The 16,033-nt window shown below is 68.7% G+C and carries 14 protein-coding genes; 3 read left to right on the top strand and 11 right to left on the bottom strand.

Annotated features, from left to right (window positions below; translation table 11 throughout):
• Positions 1 to 36: 36 nt before the first annotated feature.
• The 3 genes from ccsB to ACEU5R_RS17210 form a co-directional block, all read right to left on the bottom strand.
• A complete protein-coding gene (gene ccsB, locus ACEU5R_RS17220) occupies positions 37 to 1,386 on the bottom strand; it encodes a c-type cytochrome biogenesis protein CcsB (RefSeq protein WP_103271703.1) in 1,350 nt (449 codons plus the stop codon).
• 7 nt (positions 1,387 to 1,393) lie between these two features.
• Positions 1,394 to 3,472 (bottom strand): cytochrome c biogenesis protein ResB, encoded by a 2,079-nt coding sequence (locus ACEU5R_RS17215; RefSeq protein WP_392411014.1) that lies wholly within the window; start codon positions 3,470 to 3,472, stop codon positions 1,394 to 1,396.
• A gap of 111 nt (positions 3,473 to 3,583) precedes the next feature.
• Positions 3,584 to 4,285: a cytochrome c gene (locus ACEU5R_RS17210; RefSeq protein ID WP_103271704.1), complete on the bottom strand. Its 702-nt coding sequence runs from the start codon at positions 4,283 to 4,285 to the stop codon at positions 3,584 to 3,586.
• 215 nt (positions 4,286 to 4,500) lie between these two features.
• Between ACEU5R_RS17210 and yihA the strand changes: the two genes are divergently transcribed.
• On the top strand, positions 4,501 to 5,124 hold the full coding sequence (yihA, locus tag ACEU5R_RS17205; RefSeq protein ID WP_392411013.1) for a ribosome biogenesis GTP-binding protein YihA/YsxC: 624 nt from the start codon (positions 4,501 to 4,503) through the stop codon (positions 5,122 to 5,124).
• On the top strand, positions 5,121 to 6,137 hold the full coding sequence (gene hemB, locus ACEU5R_RS17200) for a porphobilinogen synthase (protein ID WP_103271706.1): 1,017 nt from the start codon (positions 5,121 to 5,123) through the stop codon (positions 6,135 to 6,137). Before yihA ends, hemB begins: the two co-directional genes overlap by 4 nt.
• 7 nt (positions 6,138 to 6,144) lie before the next feature.
• On the opposite strand, the gene ACEU5R_RS17195 is transcribed toward hemB, so the two are convergent.
• The 7 genes from ACEU5R_RS17195 to ACEU5R_RS17165 form a co-directional block, all read right to left on the bottom strand.
• The gene (locus ACEU5R_RS17195) at positions 6,145 to 7,038 is read right to left on the bottom strand and encodes a DMT family transporter (protein WP_392411042.1); all 894 of its coding nucleotides are present in this window, start codon (positions 7,036 to 7,038) and stop codon (positions 6,145 to 6,147) included.
• A gap of 159 nt (positions 7,039 to 7,197) precedes the next feature.
• Positions 7,198 to 7,908 carry an ABC transporter ATP-binding protein gene (locus ACEU5R_RS17190; RefSeq protein ID WP_392411012.1) on the bottom strand — a complete coding sequence of 237 codons (711 nt, stop codon included), beginning with the start codon at positions 7,906 to 7,908 and terminating at the stop codon, positions 7,198 to 7,200.
• A gap of 12 nt (positions 7,909 to 7,920) precedes the next feature.
• Complete coding sequence (locus ACEU5R_RS17185) at positions 7,921 to 9,708, bottom strand: ATP-binding cassette domain-containing protein (RefSeq protein WP_392411011.1); 1,788 nt, start codon at positions 9,706 to 9,708, stop codon at positions 7,921 to 7,923.
• Positions 9,705 to 10,628: a branched-chain amino acid ABC transporter permease gene (locus tag ACEU5R_RS17180; RefSeq protein WP_392411010.1), complete on the bottom strand. Its 924-nt coding sequence runs from the start codon at positions 10,626 to 10,628 to the stop codon at positions 9,705 to 9,707. The genes ACEU5R_RS17185 and ACEU5R_RS17180 overlap by 4 nt, the downstream gene beginning before the upstream one ends.
• A gap of 31 nt (positions 10,629 to 10,659) precedes the next feature.
• Entirely contained in the window at positions 10,660 to 11,850 is a 1,191-nt protein-coding gene (locus ACEU5R_RS17175) for an ABC transporter substrate-binding protein (RefSeq protein ID WP_103271710.1), read from the bottom strand.
• Between the two features lie 76 nt (positions 11,851 to 11,926).
• The gene (locus ACEU5R_RS17170) at positions 11,927 to 12,688 is read right to left on the bottom strand and encodes an SDR family NAD(P)-dependent oxidoreductase (RefSeq protein ID WP_392411009.1); all 762 of its coding nucleotides are present in this window, start codon (positions 12,686 to 12,688) and stop codon (positions 11,927 to 11,929) included.
• 61 nt (positions 12,689 to 12,749) lie between these two features.
• A complete protein-coding gene (locus ACEU5R_RS17165) occupies positions 12,750 to 14,540 on the bottom strand; it encodes an FAD-dependent oxidoreductase (RefSeq protein WP_392411007.1) in 1,791 nt (596 codons plus the stop codon).
• Positions 14,541 to 14,659: 119 nt separating this feature from the next.
• Here ACEU5R_RS17165 and ACEU5R_RS17160 point away from each other — a divergent pair, with 119 nt between their 5' ends.
• Positions 14,660 to 15,511, top strand: a complete 852-nt coding sequence (locus tag ACEU5R_RS17160) for an IclR family transcriptional regulator (protein WP_103271713.1) — start codon at positions 14,660 to 14,662, stop codon at positions 15,509 to 15,511.
• An 89-nt stretch (positions 15,512 to 15,600) separates the two neighbouring features.
• Here ACEU5R_RS17160 and ACEU5R_RS17155 read toward each other — a convergent pair.
• The coding region (locus tag ACEU5R_RS17155) for a thioredoxin family protein (protein WP_392411005.1) at positions 15,601 to 16,033 on the bottom strand (433 nt) is incomplete at its 5' end.

Raw genomic sequence — 16,033 nt, 5'->3', positions numbered from 1 at the left:
GCATGGGGGCTTTTTGCTGGGCGCAATCCCGGCCGATCAGAGCTGGCCGTAGGAATGCAGGCCCGACAGGTACATGTTCACGCCCAGGAAGGCGAAGCCGGTGATCAGCAGGCCGGTCAGCGCCCAGTACGCCGCCATGGTGCCGCGCAGGCCCTTGATCAGGCGCATGTGCAGCCAGGCCGCGTAATTGAGCCAGACGATCAGCGCCCAGGTTTCCTTGGGATCCCACTGCCAATAGGCGCCCCAGGCGTCGGCCGCCCACAGCGCGCCCAGGATGGTGGCGACCGTGAAGAAGGCGAAGCCGATGGCGATGGCGCGATACATGATGTCGTCCAGCACCTCCAGCGACGGCAGCGCGGCGGCGATGCGGCGCCGGCCCAGCAGGATGGCGCCGACGATCACCGCGCCGATGCCGAAATACAGCATCCAGGTGGCCGACAGGCCTTCCGAGCGGAACACCATGGGTTCGGCGCACAGCAGCACGCCCAGCACGAACAGCGGCGCCAGCTTGAGCCAGGACGAGGTCTGGCCGTGCTGCTTGACCAGGTAGGCGAAGCCCACCATGGCCGCCAGCGAGAAGGTGCCGTAGCCGATGAAGTTGGCCGGCACGTGCAGCTTCATCCACCAGCTCTTGAGCGCCGGCACCAGCGGCTGGATCTGCCCGGCGTCGCGCGTGAACGAATACCAGAGCAGGAACACCACCGCCGAGGTCACCACCAGCAGCACGAAGCCGCCCAGCGCGCGGGTGGCGTACTTGCGTTCGTAGTACAGGTAGAACAGGGCCGTGATCAGCGCGAACAGCACGAACACTTCATACAGGTTGCTGACCGGGATGTGCCCCAGGTCCGGGCCCATCAGGTGGCCTTCGCGCCAGCGCACCAGCATGCCGGTGGTGCCGGCGAACACCGCGCCCCAGGTCAGCGCCGTGCCCAGCCAGGCGGCCGTGGGGCTGAAGAAGCCGATCCAGTAGCAGACCATGGCCAGCGCGAACAGCGCGCTCATCCACAGGATGGCGGATTGCGACGAGAACAGGTACTTCAGGAAGAACACCTGCTCGGCGCGCGCCAGGTCGTTGCCGTAGAGCATCAGCGCCACGCCGGCCGCGATGGCACAGGCCACCATCAAGCCGCGCAGCGGACGCCACAGCCAGCCCAGCCAGGCCAGCGCCGGCACGGTGCCGCAAAGGATGATCTTCTCGTAGTAGTCCATGGCGCCGCCATGGCGCATGAGCGCATAGCCCGCGCCGGCAGACAGCAGCAGGAAGAACACGAGGTCGGTCCAGTCGGGCCGGCCGCGCTGGGCGCGGCTGTCGCCGGTTTCGGACAGCCCGTCCTGCCACAGCGTTTCAGGCGAGGAGGAATGCGTGGTGGTGGTCGTCGTGGACATGGAACCCTCAGGACCTATTCTGGCGCAGCAGCGCCGCTTTGAACCGCTCGAACTCCTGGTTGAAGTCGAGTGTACGCTTCTGCGATGTCATGGCGGCCAGGATGCCGCTGCCGCCATCCTGCGGCTTGACCCAGATCCAGATGCGGCGGTCACGAATATAAAACATCGCGAACACGCCCAGCACCAGCAGCAGGCTGCCCAGGTAGACGGCGCGCTTGCCCGGCGTGCGGCTGACCTGGAACACGCTGGCCTGGACATGCTTGAAGTCCGCCAGCGACAGGAAAACCGGGGCCGGATACACCGTCAGGTCCGACAGCGCCGCCACGGCCAGCCGCGACCAGACCGCCGCGCGCTCGCCGTCCGGACCCGAGGTCGCCACCGGCGGCAGGCCGGCGCGCTCGCGCTCGATGGCGCGCAGCTCGTTCATGCTGGCGCCGATCAGGCGGATCACCACGTCGGCGGCGCGCTCCAGGTCGGCGGGCGGCGTGTTGGCTTGCAGGAACGCGGCCACGGCCTGCAGGCCGCCGCCGGCGAAGGTTTCCAGCGCGCGCTCGGCGGCCGTCTGCAGCGGCTGGCGGTCGGCGCCCGACGGGCTGTTGCGCTCGGCGAAGCGGCGCGCGGCTTCCTGGCGCGCCGCCGGATCGGCCAGCGTGGCGCGCAGGCGCATGAATTCGGCGACCGAGCTGTCGTCATCCGCCGGGATGCGCAGGTAGCGGAAGGACTCGGACGCGTTGTTGCGCACACCGGCCAGGAAGACCGTGGCGCCGTCCAGCTCGACCGGCAGCATGTAGTTCTGGAATTCGTGCGCCTGACCGGCGTCGTCGATCAGCTTGTACTCGACGCTGGGGCCGACGTTGCGCAGGTTCTCGTTCTTCTTGCCAGCGGCACTGCCGGCCACCGAGGCCACGTGCTCGGCGAAGCTCTGGTTGCCGCCCTTGGGGTCGCCGCGCGTCAGGTCCTCGACGTTGATCGGGCGCAGCGCGGTGATCTCCACGCCCATGCTGCGCGGACCGCGCGCGGTCTGGGCCGACACTTCGGTGGTCTTGCCCACGGTGCCGTCCACGGTAAAGGTCGCGTCGCCCGCGCCCACCAGCGGATAGCCCTTGAGCGCCACCGTGCTGCCGCCATCATCGAAGCTGGACTGGTAGACCGTCATGCCCTTGAAGCGCAGCGGCTCATTGACCTCGATGGTGGACTCGAAGCTCTTGCCGGTGTCGGGATCGGTGACCACCACTTCGCTGGCGAAGCGGCTGGGCATGCCGGTGGAGTAGTAATCGACGACGAATTTCTTGAGCTTGAGCGTGAAGGGCATGGGCTGCACCAGCGCGCCGTCGCCCACCATGACCACGGCGGTGGAGGCCTGGCCGTCCTCGGGCACCAGCACGCTGGCGCGGAAGCTCGGGTTGTTGACCGACAGCCGGCCGCTCTCGGGCACCTCGGAGATCAGCATGTTCTCGACGATGGGCTTCTTGCCACCGAACATGACCTGCAGCCGCACCGGCAATTCGCTGTCGAGCAGCCCGCCGATGCAGATGATGACCATGGCCGCGTGAGCGAACACATACCCCAGGCGGTTGGCGCTGCCCTTCTTGGCCGCCAGCAGCACGCCGTCGCCGTCCTGGCGCTCGCGCACCGCGTAGCCGAAACGTCCCAGGAGCGTCTTCAGGCCCGTCACCGTGCTCGGCACGTCGGTGGGTTCCTGGCTTTCGACGCGGTGCGGGAACGCGCGCAGGCTGCTGGCGCGGACGTGCTCGCGGAACGAGCGCGCGTCGCGCAGCATCTTGGGCGCGTTGCGGATCAGGCAGACGGTGGTCGACACCACCAGGAAAGCCATGATCAGCAGGAACCACCAGCTGTTGTAGACATGCCAGATCGAGAACTTGTCGAACACCTCGTACCAGAACGGACCGAACTGGTCGATGTAGTTGCTGGACGAGCGGTTCTGCTGCAGCACCGTCCCGACCACGCTGGCCACGCAGATGAACATCAGCAGGCTGACGGCAAAGCGCATCGAGCCGAGCAACTCGAAAAAGTCGCCGGGCAGGCTGCGCAGGGAGGGACGGGTATGGGTACGGGTCGAATTCATGAAAAAAGGGGGACCGCGCTGTCGGCTGCCCCCCTCATAGACTGGCGCGAGGCGATCTGGTTCCTCGCGCCCGTGTTGACGACGCGGACGAGCCGCGCGCAGGATGGTCCGCTAGCGCAGGCCCGCGGCGTAGTCGGCCACGGCCTTGATGTCGGCGTCCGACATGCGATCGGCGATGGCGTGCATCACGTCATTCGCGCGGTCGCCGCTGCGGAACAGCTTGAGCTGCTCTTCGATGTACATCGGGAACTGGCCCGACAGACGGGGGTATTGGCCGGGAAGTCCGGCGCCATTGGCAGAATGGCATGCCGCGCAGGCCGGCACGTTGCGTTCGGGCAAACCGCCGCGCCAGATCTTTTGACCCAGATCAACCAGCTTCTCCTGGCCAGCCGTGGCGGGCTGCTTGAGCGGCTGCTGCGCCAGGTACAGCGCGATGTTCTGCATGTCGGCCGGCGTCAGGTTCTGCGCCATGGCGGTCATGGGGGTCGGATTGCCGCCGGCGCCATTGCGCACGGGCAGCTTGGCGCCCTGCTTGACCTGGAAGTCGGTCAGCTGCTTGACGAGGTATTCGTGGGGTTGCGCGGCCAGGTTGGGGTTCACCGGGATGGTGCTGTTGCCCGCCGCGCCATGACAGGAGGCACAGGCGATGATGCCGCGCGAGGCGTCTCCCTGGTCGAACAGCTGGCCACCCTTGGCAGCATCGGGTTTGGCCGGACCGGCCGCGCCCTCGGCGGCGAAACTGGCGGTAGATAAGGCGGAGGCGCCGAGCAACAGCCCGCTCGCAACCAACATCCGGGACAGCACACGCTTCATGAAGACCTCGCGACAATCGCACGATCAAGGCGCAAATGGCGCCCACGCCTGCCCGCACACCCTGGAAAGCCGTAACGAACCTGTTCTGCCAGTTTTGCCTGCCGAAAACCGCTGCTGGCAGTGGGCAAAAAAGACGGCTCCGCGCACGGGACCACTGTTGCAAACGCCGGATTATACAATAGGGGCTGAAACCAACCGCACCCAAAAGCCCTGTCGTGTCCCTCCTCCATCGCGCCTCCTTCCTCACTTCCGCGGCCCGCCTCGACCAGCTGCCGGCCGCCAGCGCGCCGGAAGTCTGCTTCGTCGGCCGTTCCAACGCCGGTAAATCCACGGCGATCAACGTGCTGTGCAACCAGCGCCGGCTGGCCTTCTCCAGCAAGACGCCGGGCCGCACGCGGCTGATCAACATGTTCGGCCTGCCCGATCCGCTGGATCCCGAAGCCCACATCGGCTTCCTGGTCGACCTGCCCGGCTACGGCTACGCGTCGGTGGCCCGCAACGAAAAGGAAAAGTGGGCCGACATCCTGGGCGGTTATCTGCGCGACCGGGAATCGCTGGCCGGCATCGTGCTGCTGATCGACATCCGCCGCGGCGTCACCGAGCTGGATCGCCGCCTCGCCAATTTCATCGCCCCCACCGGACGCCCGGTGCTGGCGCTGCTGACCAAGGCCGACAAACTGCCGTATGGCCAGCGCATGCGCACCATCTTCGCGGTCCGCAAGGATCTCGCGGACATCGGCGCGCTGCACACCATCCCCTTCTCGGCCACCGAGCGCATCGGCCTGGAAGAGGCCGCCTCCCACATCGAGAATTGGATTTCCCCCAAGGTCGTACCATGAACCCGCAGATCATCGCCCCTGAGTTCCCGGTTTCCCGTCCCCGTCGCCTGCGCCGCGACGACTTCACCCGCCGCCTGGTGCGCGAGAACGCGCTGACGGTCAACGATCTGATCTACCCGGTCTTCGTGGCCGAAGGCAAAGGCCTGCAGCAGGCCGTGCCCTCGCTGCCGGGCGTGGTGCGCTACTCGCTGGACACGCTGCTTCCGGTGGCCGAGGAATGCGTGGCGCTGGGCATCCCGGTGCTGGCCCTGTTCCCCGCCATCGATCCCGCGCTCAAGACGCCCGACGGCATCGAGGCCACCAATCCCGACGGCCTGATCCCGCGCGTGGTGCGCGCGCTGAAGGAACGCTACCCCGAACTCGGCGTGCTGTGCGATGTGGCGCTGGACCCGTACACCAGCCACGGCCAGGACGGCGTGATCGACGCCAACGGCTACGTGGTCAACGAGCCCACCGTCGAGATCCTGGTCAAGCAGGCGCTGACGCAGGCCGCGGCCGGCGTGGACATGGTCGCGCCCAGCGACATGATGGACGGCCGCATCGGCGCCGTGCGCCGCGCGCTGGAAGCGAACGGCTACATCCACACGCAGATCATGGCCTACTCGGCCAAGTACGCCAGCGCGTTCTACGGCCCGTTCCGCGACGCCGTGGGCTCGGCCACCAACCTGGGCAAGTCCAACAAGATGGCCTACCAGATGGATCCGGCCAACCTGGACGAGGCGCTGCGCGAAGTGGCGTCCGACCTGCAGGAAGGCGCCGACATGGTCATGGTCAAGCCCGGCATGCCGTACCTGGACGTGCTGCGCCGCGTCAAGGACGCCTTCCGCGTGCCGACCTTCGCCTACCAGGTCAGCGGCGAGTACGCGATGATCAAGGCCGCCGCCGCCAATGGCTGGCTGGACCACGACAAGGTCATGATGGAAGCGCTGCTGTCGTTCAAGCGCGCCGGCGCCGACGGCATCCTGACCTATTTCGCCATCGAGGCCGCGCGCCTGCTCTCGCGCCCGCGCTGAGCCGCGCTCAGGGCCGGGCCTTGCCCGGCTCGCCGGCGGCGCCCGCCGGGCTGGCGCCGCGCCGCAATCCCAGCCAGGTGCCGCCCAGCACGCAGGCCAGCCCGGCCGCGTGCGTGGCGCCCACCTTCTCTCCCAGGAACAGCGCCGCGAACAGCAGGCCGAAGATCGGCAGCCAGTTCAGGAACAACGAGGCGCGGCTGATGCCCAGCCGCGCGATGCCGCCGTTCCACAGGATGTTGCTGATGCCCGAGGCCACCACGGCGGAGAACATCAGCACCAGCCACGGCCACCAGGCCATGCTCCAGGACTCGGCCCGGTAGGTGGATGGCGCCGTCCCCGCGTGCGCGGCCAGCATCAGCCCGCCGGCCAGGTACATGTACCAGAGCATCGCCAGCGGCGCCATGCTGCGCGACATGCGCTGGATCACCAGCCCGCCGCACACGAACACCACCACCGCCAGGAAGACCATGGCGTCGCCCCAGCCGGCCGCGCCCAGCGCCTTGCCGCTGCCCAGCACCACCAGCGCCACGCCGGCCAGGCCCAGCAGCGCGCCGAACACGCGCGCCGGCGTCAGCCGCTCGCGATAGAACACCGCGGCCAGCACCGCCGACAGCAAGGGGCTGGTGGCCATGATGAGCGTGCCGTTGGCGGCCGAGGTCAGGCCCAGCCCCGCCACCAGCGCCGCCTGGTGCGCGTACACCACCAGGAATCCCGCCAGCGCCAGCCAGCCCAGCTGCGCGCGCGTCAGCTTCGGAATGCGGCCGCCGCGCGCCTTGATAATGAGCGTGACGACAAGCAGCGCGATGACGATGCGCACAGCCGCCAGGATGCGCGCGTCCATGTACTGCGTCAGGTACTTGACCGCGACGATGTTCAGGCCCCACGTGGCCATGACGAACATCAGTTGCAGATAGATGAAGCCGGCGCGGTCATGGCCCGCATCGAGGGTTGAGGACGTCACGGCGTCGGCCTGCGCGTAGGGTGGGTTGCGGATGAATGGCGGATGAAGCGCGCCGCCCGCGCGGCGCCGCCGACATGGTAGCGCGGCGGCCCGTCGGGCTCAATGCGATCCCAGGTAGGCCGCGCGCACCTTCGGGTCGGACAGCAGCTGCGCGCCGGTCCCGCTGAGCGTGACGCGGCCGGTCTCCAGCACATAGGCGCGGTCGGCCACGCCCAGCGCCTGGTTCGCCATCTGCTCCACCAGCACGATCGTCAGTCCGTCGTCGCGCAACTGCCGGATGGCCGCGAAGATGTCCTGCACGATCAGCGGCGCCAGCCCCAGCGAGGGCTCGTCCAGGCACAGCAGGCGCGGCCCGCACATCAGCGCCCGCGCCATCGCCAGCATCTGCTGCTCGCCGCCGGACAGCGTGCCGGCCAGCTGGTCGCGCCGTTCGCGCAGTCGCGGGAACAGCGCATAGCCCCGCTCCACGCCGGCCGCGATGGCATCGCGATCCTTGCGCCGCGCATAGCCGCCCAGCAGCAGATTGTCGTAGACGGTCTGGTCGGCGAACACGCCGCGCCCTTCCGGCGACAACGCCAGGCCCAGCCCGACGCGCTGGTGCGCCGGCAGCTGCGTGATATCGCGGTCCATGAAGGTGATACGACCGTCCTGCGCCGGTTCCAGCCCGGCCACGGCCTTGAGCAGCGTGCTCTTGCCGGCGCCGTTGGCGCCGATGATGGTGACGATCTCGCCCGTGCGGATCTCAAGCGACACGTCGCGCACGGCCTGGATCGCGCCATAGGACACGCGCAGGGATTCAAGTTTCAGCATTTCGTTCCCGCCTCAGGCCATGCCGGCCCCGAGATAAGCTTCGATGACCCGCTTGTCGGCCTGCACCTCGGCGGGCTTGCCTTCCGCGATCTTGACGCCGTAGTCCAGCACGATCACATGATCGGAGATCGCCATCACCAGGTCCATGTGATGCTCGACCATCAGCAGCGTGATGCCGCAGGACGCGCTGATGCGCGCCAGCAAGGCGCCCAGCTCGGCGGTCTCCTGAGGATTCAGGCCGGCGGCGGGTTCGTCCAGCAGCAGCAGCGAGGGCTCGGTCGCCAGCGCGCGCGCCAGCTCCACGCGCCGCTGCAGGCCGTAGGGCAGGCTGCCGGCCGGCGTGTCGGCCAGATGCGACAGGCCCACCATGGCGATCAGTTCACGGGCGCGCACCCGCGCCAGCCGTTCCTGCTCGCGCGCGCCGGGCAAGCCCAGCAGCGAGACCCAGAAACCGTTCGTCATGCGGCTGTGGCGGCCCAGCAGCACGTTGTCCAGCACCGACAGCTCGCCGAACAGGCGCAGGTTCTGGAAACTGCGGCCCACGCCCAGCGCGCAGATCGCGTGCGGCCGCGCGCCGGCGATGTCGGCGCCGCGATAGCGGATCACGCCGCTGTCGGGCAGAACCACGCCGCTCAGCATGTTGATCAGCGTGCTCTTGCCGGCGCCATTGGGGCCGATCAGCGCATGCACATGGCCGCGCCGCAGGCAGAACGAGATGTCCTGCGCCGGCTTCACGCCGCCATAGGATTTGCACAGGTTCTCCACCACCAGCAGCAGGTCTTCCCGCGCGGGCGCGCAGGGCTTGGCGGCGCCTGGCGTCGCCGTCGCGGCGGGCGGCGGCGCGACGCCCGGTTTCGCGTCCGCCTCGTCGACTCGGCGCGGACGGCGCGCGAACAGGCCCATCACCCCGCCCGGCATCACGTACAGCGCGAACAGCAGCAGCGCGCCGTAGAAGAAATGCTGCACGGACGGCCAGCGCGCCAGCAGCGCGTCCACCACGGTCAGCACGATGGCGCCGACCGCCGGCCCGGCCTTCGAGCCCGCGCCGCCGAACAGCACCAGCAGCAGGATGAAGATGGACAGGTTGAAGCTGATGAAATCGGAATTGATGTACTGGTTCTGCTGCGCCACCAGCGCGCCGGCAATGCCGCAGGTCACGGCCGCCACCACGAAGGCGATGACCTTGGCGCGATAGACCCGCACTCCCACCGACGACGAGGCGATCTCGTCGGCCTGCACCGACAGCAACGCGCGGCCGAAGCGTCCTTGCAGCACGTTGGCCAGCAGCAGCTGCGTGGCCACGCACAGGATCAGCGCGAACCACACCCATTGCTGGTTGCTGAGCGGATTGCCGTTCCAGGTCGGCGGCAGGATGCCGAACAGGCCCGACGGGCCGCCAAACACGTCCACCCATTCGGTGATGATCTTTTCCATCACGATGCCGAAGGCCAGCGTCACCATCGCCAGGTAGGGGCCCTTGACCCGCAACGACGGCAGCGCGATCAGCACGCCGAACACGCCCGCGACCACGGGCGCGGCCGCCAGCGCCAGCCAGGGATCCACCTGCCAGCGCGAGGTCAACAGCGCCGCGGTGTAGGCGCCGGCGGCGAACAGGCCCGCCTGCCCCAGCGACTTCTGCCCGGCATAGCCCACCAGCACGTTCACGCCGGCCGCGCACAGGTAGTACACGCAGGACATGAACAGGATGCGCAGGTAGTAGTCGTTGTCCACCAGCGCCGCGCAGGCGGCCAGCGCCGCCGCCACCGCCAGGGTGGCCAGGGTTTGTCCGCGCCGCGTCATACCTTCTCCACCAGGCGCTTGCCGAAGAGGCCCGTGGGACGCACGGCCAGCACCAGGATCACCAGCGCGAAGATCGCCACTTCGCGCCACTGCGACTGCCACAGGTTCACATAGGATTCCAGCAGGCCCAGCACGAAGCCGCCCAGCACGCAGCCGCGCGGATTGGTCAGGCCGCCGATCATGGCGCCGGAAAAGCCCTTCAGGCCGATCGCCAGCCCCATGAAGATCGAGGCCGAGGTGATCGGCGCCACCAGGAAGCCGGCCAGGCCCGCCAGCGCCGAGCTGGCGAAGAAGGCGCCGATCATCACCGCGTTGACGTTGATGCCCATCAGGTTGGCCACCGCCGGATTGGCGGCGACCGCGCGCATCGCGCGGCCCAGCATGCTGCCGTTCATGATGCGGTCGAACGCCAGCATCACGATGACGGCCACGGCCAGCAGCAGCAGCTCCTGCGTGCGCACGCCCGCGCCGAACACGCGGATCACCTCGTCGCCGAACGGCGCCGGCACCGTCACGGGCGCCGGCCCCCACACGGCGAAAGCCGCGCTTTGCAGCAGGATGCCGAAGCCCAGCGTGCTCATGACCCAGGCCATGCCCGGCCGCGCGGCGAAGGGCCGCACGCCGAACACATACAGCAGCACGCCCAGCAGCCCCATCGCCAGCGCCGCCGCGACGGCGGCCAGCAGATACTGCCAGCCGGTCAGGTCCAGCCCCGTGAAGGCGGCCGTGGTGGCCGGCTTGCCGGCCAGCAGGAACAGGGCCCCCACGCCGACGAACGCGCCCACGGACACGAACTCCCCATGCCCGAAATTCAGCGTGCGCGTCGTGGTGAAGGTGATGCTGAATCCCAGCGCCACCAGCGCATACGCGCCTCCCACGGCGAGCCCGCTGACGAGCGCCTGCAACAACGTCGCCATCATGATGGCCCCCTCTTCTTTCCCGGCCCCGCGCTTACTTGGCGCCGGCGCGCGTCACGTCGTCCGCGTACGGAACCAGCTTGCCATCCTGCCAATGCGCCCACTTGTAGTCGCCCACCAGCAGCGCGTCATGCCCCGTCGGCGAGAACGGCTTGGTGTAGGTCTTCATGGCGCCGTCATACGTGCCTTGCAGGTTTTCCAGCGCCTGGCGCAGCTTGTCGCCATCGGTGGAGCCGGCCTGCTTGACCGCCATGGCCATCAGATGCATGCCGTCATAGGCATGCGCCAGGAAGCCGAAGGCGGTGGGCGAGGTCATCTGGCCCGAGACGCGGTCGTACAGCTTCTGCTGCGCCGGCGAACGGTTGTCGGTGATGGTGCGCAGGAAGAACGGCTTTTCCGACAGCGTCTTGCCGGCCGTGTCGTAGAACGCGATGTTGTCGGCGGCCCAGGACGTCAGCGTCAGCGGGAACCAGTTGATCTTCTCCATGCTGCGGAACACGTGGGCGATGGGCGTGCTCTGCGCCCAGATCACCACGGTATCCACGCCGGCCGATTTCAGCTTGTTCAGCTGCGAGGTCATGTCGGTGTCGGCCACGCCGAACTTCTCCACCGCCACGGCCTTCACGCCCTGCGCCGCGCCCACTTCCTCCAGGTCCTTGAGCGCGCTCTGGCCGTAGCCGGTGGTCTCGATCATGAAGCCCACGTTCTTGACCTTGGGATTGCGCTTCAGGTAGCCGATCACGCCCTCGACCTGTTCGCGGTCGACCATGCCGACGCGGAACATGTAGTTGTCGGCGCCGGCGCGCATGGGCTTGGTGATGTCGGTGCCCGAACCGATGGCGCCCATCACCGGCACCTTCTTCTGGTTGGGAATGTGCTTCCAGGCCAGCGCGTTGCCCGAATTGGTCGGGCCGAACACGGCCACGACTTTTTCATTGTCGATCAGGTCCGTCATGTTCTGGATCGACTTTGGCGGCTGCGACAGGTCGTCGCGCACCACCAGCACCACCTTGCGGCCGAGCAGGCCGCCGGCGGCGTTGATGTCCTCGATGGCGGTCTTCAGGCCCAGCACCGCGGCCTGGCCGCTCTGTGCCGAGGGCGAGGCAGACAGGTCGCCGTTGAAGCCGATCTTGATGTCCTGGGCCAGCGCCTGCTGCGCGCCCGCGGCCAGCGCGATGCAAGCCGCCGTTCTGGAAAGACGGGAGAGGATCCCCTTGGTGTTCATCGTTGTCTCCTGTGTTTTTTATGGAAGGTGCTGCGTGTCGATGAAGAATTGCGGCCCGGCGTGGCCGGGCCTGTCGCTAGACCGCCAGGAAGCCGCCGTCCACCGGCAGCGACACGCCGGTCACATAGCGCGCCATGGACGAAGCCAGGAAGACCACGGGGCCGACCAGGTCGTCGGGCTGCCCCACGCGGCCCAGCGGAATGCGTTGCATGAAGCTGGCCAGCTTGGCCGGATCCTCGCGCGTGGACGCGGTCATCGGCGTCTCGATCACGCCCGGCGCGATGGCGTTCACGCGGATGCCGTCGGCGGCCAGGTCGCGCGCCAGCGACTGCGTCAGCATCTTCACGCCGCCCTTGGACGGCGAATAGCCCAGCGCCGCGCCCACGCCCGCGAACGAGGCGATCGAACCCACGTTGATGATCACGCCGCGCGTGGCGCGCAGCGCGCCCAGGAAGGCGTGGATCATGTTGAAGCTGCCGTTCAGGTTCACGTCCAGCACGCGGCGCCAGTTCTCGGCCGCGCGCGGGCTGTCCAGGCCTTCGCGGATCAGGATGCCGGCGTTGTTGACCAGCACGTCGATCGGTCCGGCATGCCGCTGCACGTCGGCGGCGGCGGCCGCGCAGGCTTGGGCGTCGGTCACGTCCAGCGCCAGGCTCCAGGCCTGTCCGCCCGCGGCGATGATGGCGTCGGCGGTGTCGCGCGCGCTGTCCGCGCGCAGGTCCGCCGCCATCACGCGCGCGCCGGCGGCGGCCAGCCCCAGCGCCAGGGCGCGGCCGTTGCCCTGCCCGGCGCCGGTCACCAGCGCCAGCTTGCCTTGCAGCAGTCCTTCCTTGTCCATGTGCTTCTCCGTCGCGTTCAGCGGATGCGGGGCGCGCGCGTCGCGCGCCTGGCGGCCCGGCTCATGCCTGGGCCTCGGCTTGCGCGGCGCGCGCGGTCTTGCGGTTCGCCAGCAGACCGGCGATGCTGCGGCCGGCGATATAGCCGAAGGTCAGCGCCGGGCCCAGCGTGATGCCCGCGCCGGGATAGTTGCCGCCCATGATGCTGCAGGCGTCGTTGCCCACCGCGTACAGGCCGTCGATGGCCGCGCCGCCGGCATCGGTCACGCGCCCCTCGGCGTCGACCTTCAGGCCGGCGAAGGTGCCGATGTCGCCGATCATGACCTTGATCGCGTAGTACGGTCCCTGTTCGATGGGCGCCACGCAGGGATTGGGGCCGTGCAGCGCATCGCCCTGGTAACGGTTGTAGGCCTTGCTGCCCTTGCCGTGGAGCGGATCGCGGCCCAGCCGCGCTTCGGCGTTGAAGGCTTCCACCGTCTGGCGCAGGCTGCCGGCATCGATGCCGGCGCGTTGCGCCAGCTCGGCGACGCTGGAGCCGCGCAGCAGGTAGCCGGTCTGCAGATAGCGCTTGATCGGCATCGGGAACGGCGCGGCGCTGCCCAGGCCGTACTTGCGCAGCGTCTTGTGGTCGCAGACCAGCCAGGCGCAGATCTCGCCGCCGTCCTGGCAGGCGCGCACCATGTCCTGCACGAAGTCGTGATACGACGCGCCCTCGTTGGTGAAGCGGCGGCCGTTGCGCGTGACGGCGATGACGCCGGGCTTGGCGCGGTCGATGAAGTGCGGCATGTAGCCGGGACTGCCGTCCTTGCGCGTGACCACCGACACCGGCACCCAGGCCGCGGCGTTGGGCAGGCTGGTGTTCACGCTGCCGCCCGCGCTCTCGGCCAGGCGCAGGCCGTCGCCGGTATTGCCCGAGGGCGACGGCGAATAATGCTCGACGCCGGTGGGCGCGTGGGCGTAGAGCTGCTTGCGCCGCTCGATATCGTAAGGAAAGCCGCCCGCCGCCAGCACCACGGCGCGCGCGGCGCGCACGCGCACCGATGCGCCATCGCGCTGCACCACAGCGCCTTTCACCACGCCGTCCTCGATGATCAGCGACTTGGCCGGCGCGTTCAGCCACAGCGGTATGCCCAGCTTGAAGGCGCTGGCCGCCAGCCGGCCCGCCAGCGCATTGCCGTTGGTCAGCGTCATGCCCCGGCCATGCTTGAGCACGTCCAGGAAATGGCGCGACAGGCGCTTGGCCACGTACCAGGCCGAGGCCAGCGAACGCGTGGCGCGCATGAAGTGCACGATTTCCTTGCCCGAGCCCAGCATCATGCCGAACACGGTCAGCTCGGGCAGCGCGGGCGCCAGGTCCTTGACGTGCGCGCCCAGCTTGCGGCCGTCGTAGGGGCGCGCCACCATCGAGCGTCCGCCCTGCTTTCCGCCGGCGGCTTCCGCGTGATAGTCGGGGAACACCAGCGGCATGTCGAACTGCACTTCGGTATTGGCGGTGAAGAAGTCCACCGCTTCCGGGCCGTGCGCCAGGAAGGCGTCGACGCGCTCGCCGTTGTAGCTGTCGCCGGCCTCGTGGCGCAGGTAGGCGCGGGCCTCGTCGGGCGTTTCATGGATGCCCTGCACGCGCGCCAGCGCGGTGCCGGGTATCCAGAGCCAGCCGCCGGAGCGGGCCGTGGAGCCGCCAAAGCGCGGCTCCTTTTCGATGATCAGGACCTTCAATCCGGCGCTGGCCGCGGTGATGGCCGCGGCCATTCCGGACGCGCCCGATCCCACGACCAGCACGTCGCAGTCGTATTGCCGAGTATCTTCCACGTTGTCTCCATACCCACTTATCGCCCCGCCGGGGCTGGCCCGCATCCGCTCGAAACGGACGGGCCTTGTTATGGTTGCGACTGTAGACAGACGGTTCGATAATGTCAATACTGTTCGCTATTAGCGAAACTACCAACATAGACAACTGAGTTCGACAAAGCAAAATGGTAGCCCACACCTCTTCCGGCAAACGCCAGGCGCCCGCGGGCGCGCAGGCCGCCGCGCCCCGGCGCCGCGGCATCCAGTCCATCGAAGTCGGCGGCAAGCTGCTGCTGGCCTTGCTGGAACACTCCTCTCCCTTGCCGCTGGGCGCGCTGGCCAAGGCCGCCGGCATGTCCGGCGCCAACGCCCACGCCTACCTGGTCAGCTATGGCACGCTGGGCCTGGTGCGCCAGGATCCCGCCTCCGGCCACTACGAACTGGGGCCGCTGGCCTTGCAGCTGGGCCTGGCGGCGCTGCACCGGCTCGACCCCATCAAGATCGCCGTGCCCATGACGCGCGAGCTGGCCGAGCGCACCGGGCAGACCATCGCCATCGCGGTGCTGGGCAACCTGGGGCCGGTCATCGTGCACCTGCACGAATCCAACTACCCGATCCACGTGAACATGCGCACCGGCACGGTCATGTCGCTGACCAACACCGCCACCGGCAAGGTGTTCGCGGCGCTGCTGCCGCCCAAGAAGATCGAAAGCCTGCTGCACGAGGACTTCCTGCGCCTGGGCGCGGTGCCCACGCTGAGCCATACCGAGAAGTTCGAGCAGTCGCTGCGCGAGGTGCGCCAGCGCGGCGTCGCGCGCGCGGTGGGCGATCCCATCCCCGGCATCAACGGCCTGAGCGCGCCGGTGTTCGATTCCAATGGCAACGTGGTGCTGGTGATTACCGCGATCGGCGCGGCCGGCGTGTTCGACGCGCGCTGGAACAGCCCGTTGGTCGCGGACATCAAGCGCTGCGCCGACGCGGTGTCGGCCGAGCTGGGCTGGCAGAACGTGGACGCGCGCGCGACGCGGCAATCCTGAAAGCGCAAGGGCCGCGCATGACAGGCGCGGCCCTTGCGGCATGGCGTGGTCCGAAGCTGCCGCGTGCGCAAGCTTGCGGCAGGCGGCATTCAGCGCGTCAGCACGCGATCCAGCGATTCAGTGAAGCGCTTGGCATCCTGGAAGCCCACGACGCGCGCATCCGGCAGCTCCTTGCCGCCGGGTTCGAAGAACATGATGCCCGGCGGGCCGAACAGGCGGAAGCGCTTGAGCAGCGCCCGGTCATCGGCGTTGTTGGCGGTCACGTCGGCCTGCAACAGCAGCATCTGTCCCATGCGTTGCGCGACGCCGGGATCGGTGAAAGTGAAGCGCTCCATCTCGCGGCACGACACGCACCAGTCGGCGTAGAAGTCCAGCATCACCGGCTGGCGGCTTTGCGCCAGCGCGGCATCCAGCTCGGCGATGGTGCGCACGCGCTTGAAGTGCGCCTCGCCAGCGCTTGCCGCGCCCGGCGTGGGGGGGGGGGGGGGGGGGGGGGGGGGGGGGGGGGGGGGGGGGGGGGGG

Origin of the sequence: Achromobacter sp. 413638 (assembly GCF_043119405.1) — a bacterium.
In the GTDB taxonomy this organism is placed as follows: Bacteria; Pseudomonadota; Gammaproteobacteria; order Burkholderiales; family Burkholderiaceae_B; genus Achromobacter.
This window is presented reverse-complemented; position numbering and strand designations above follow the sequence as displayed.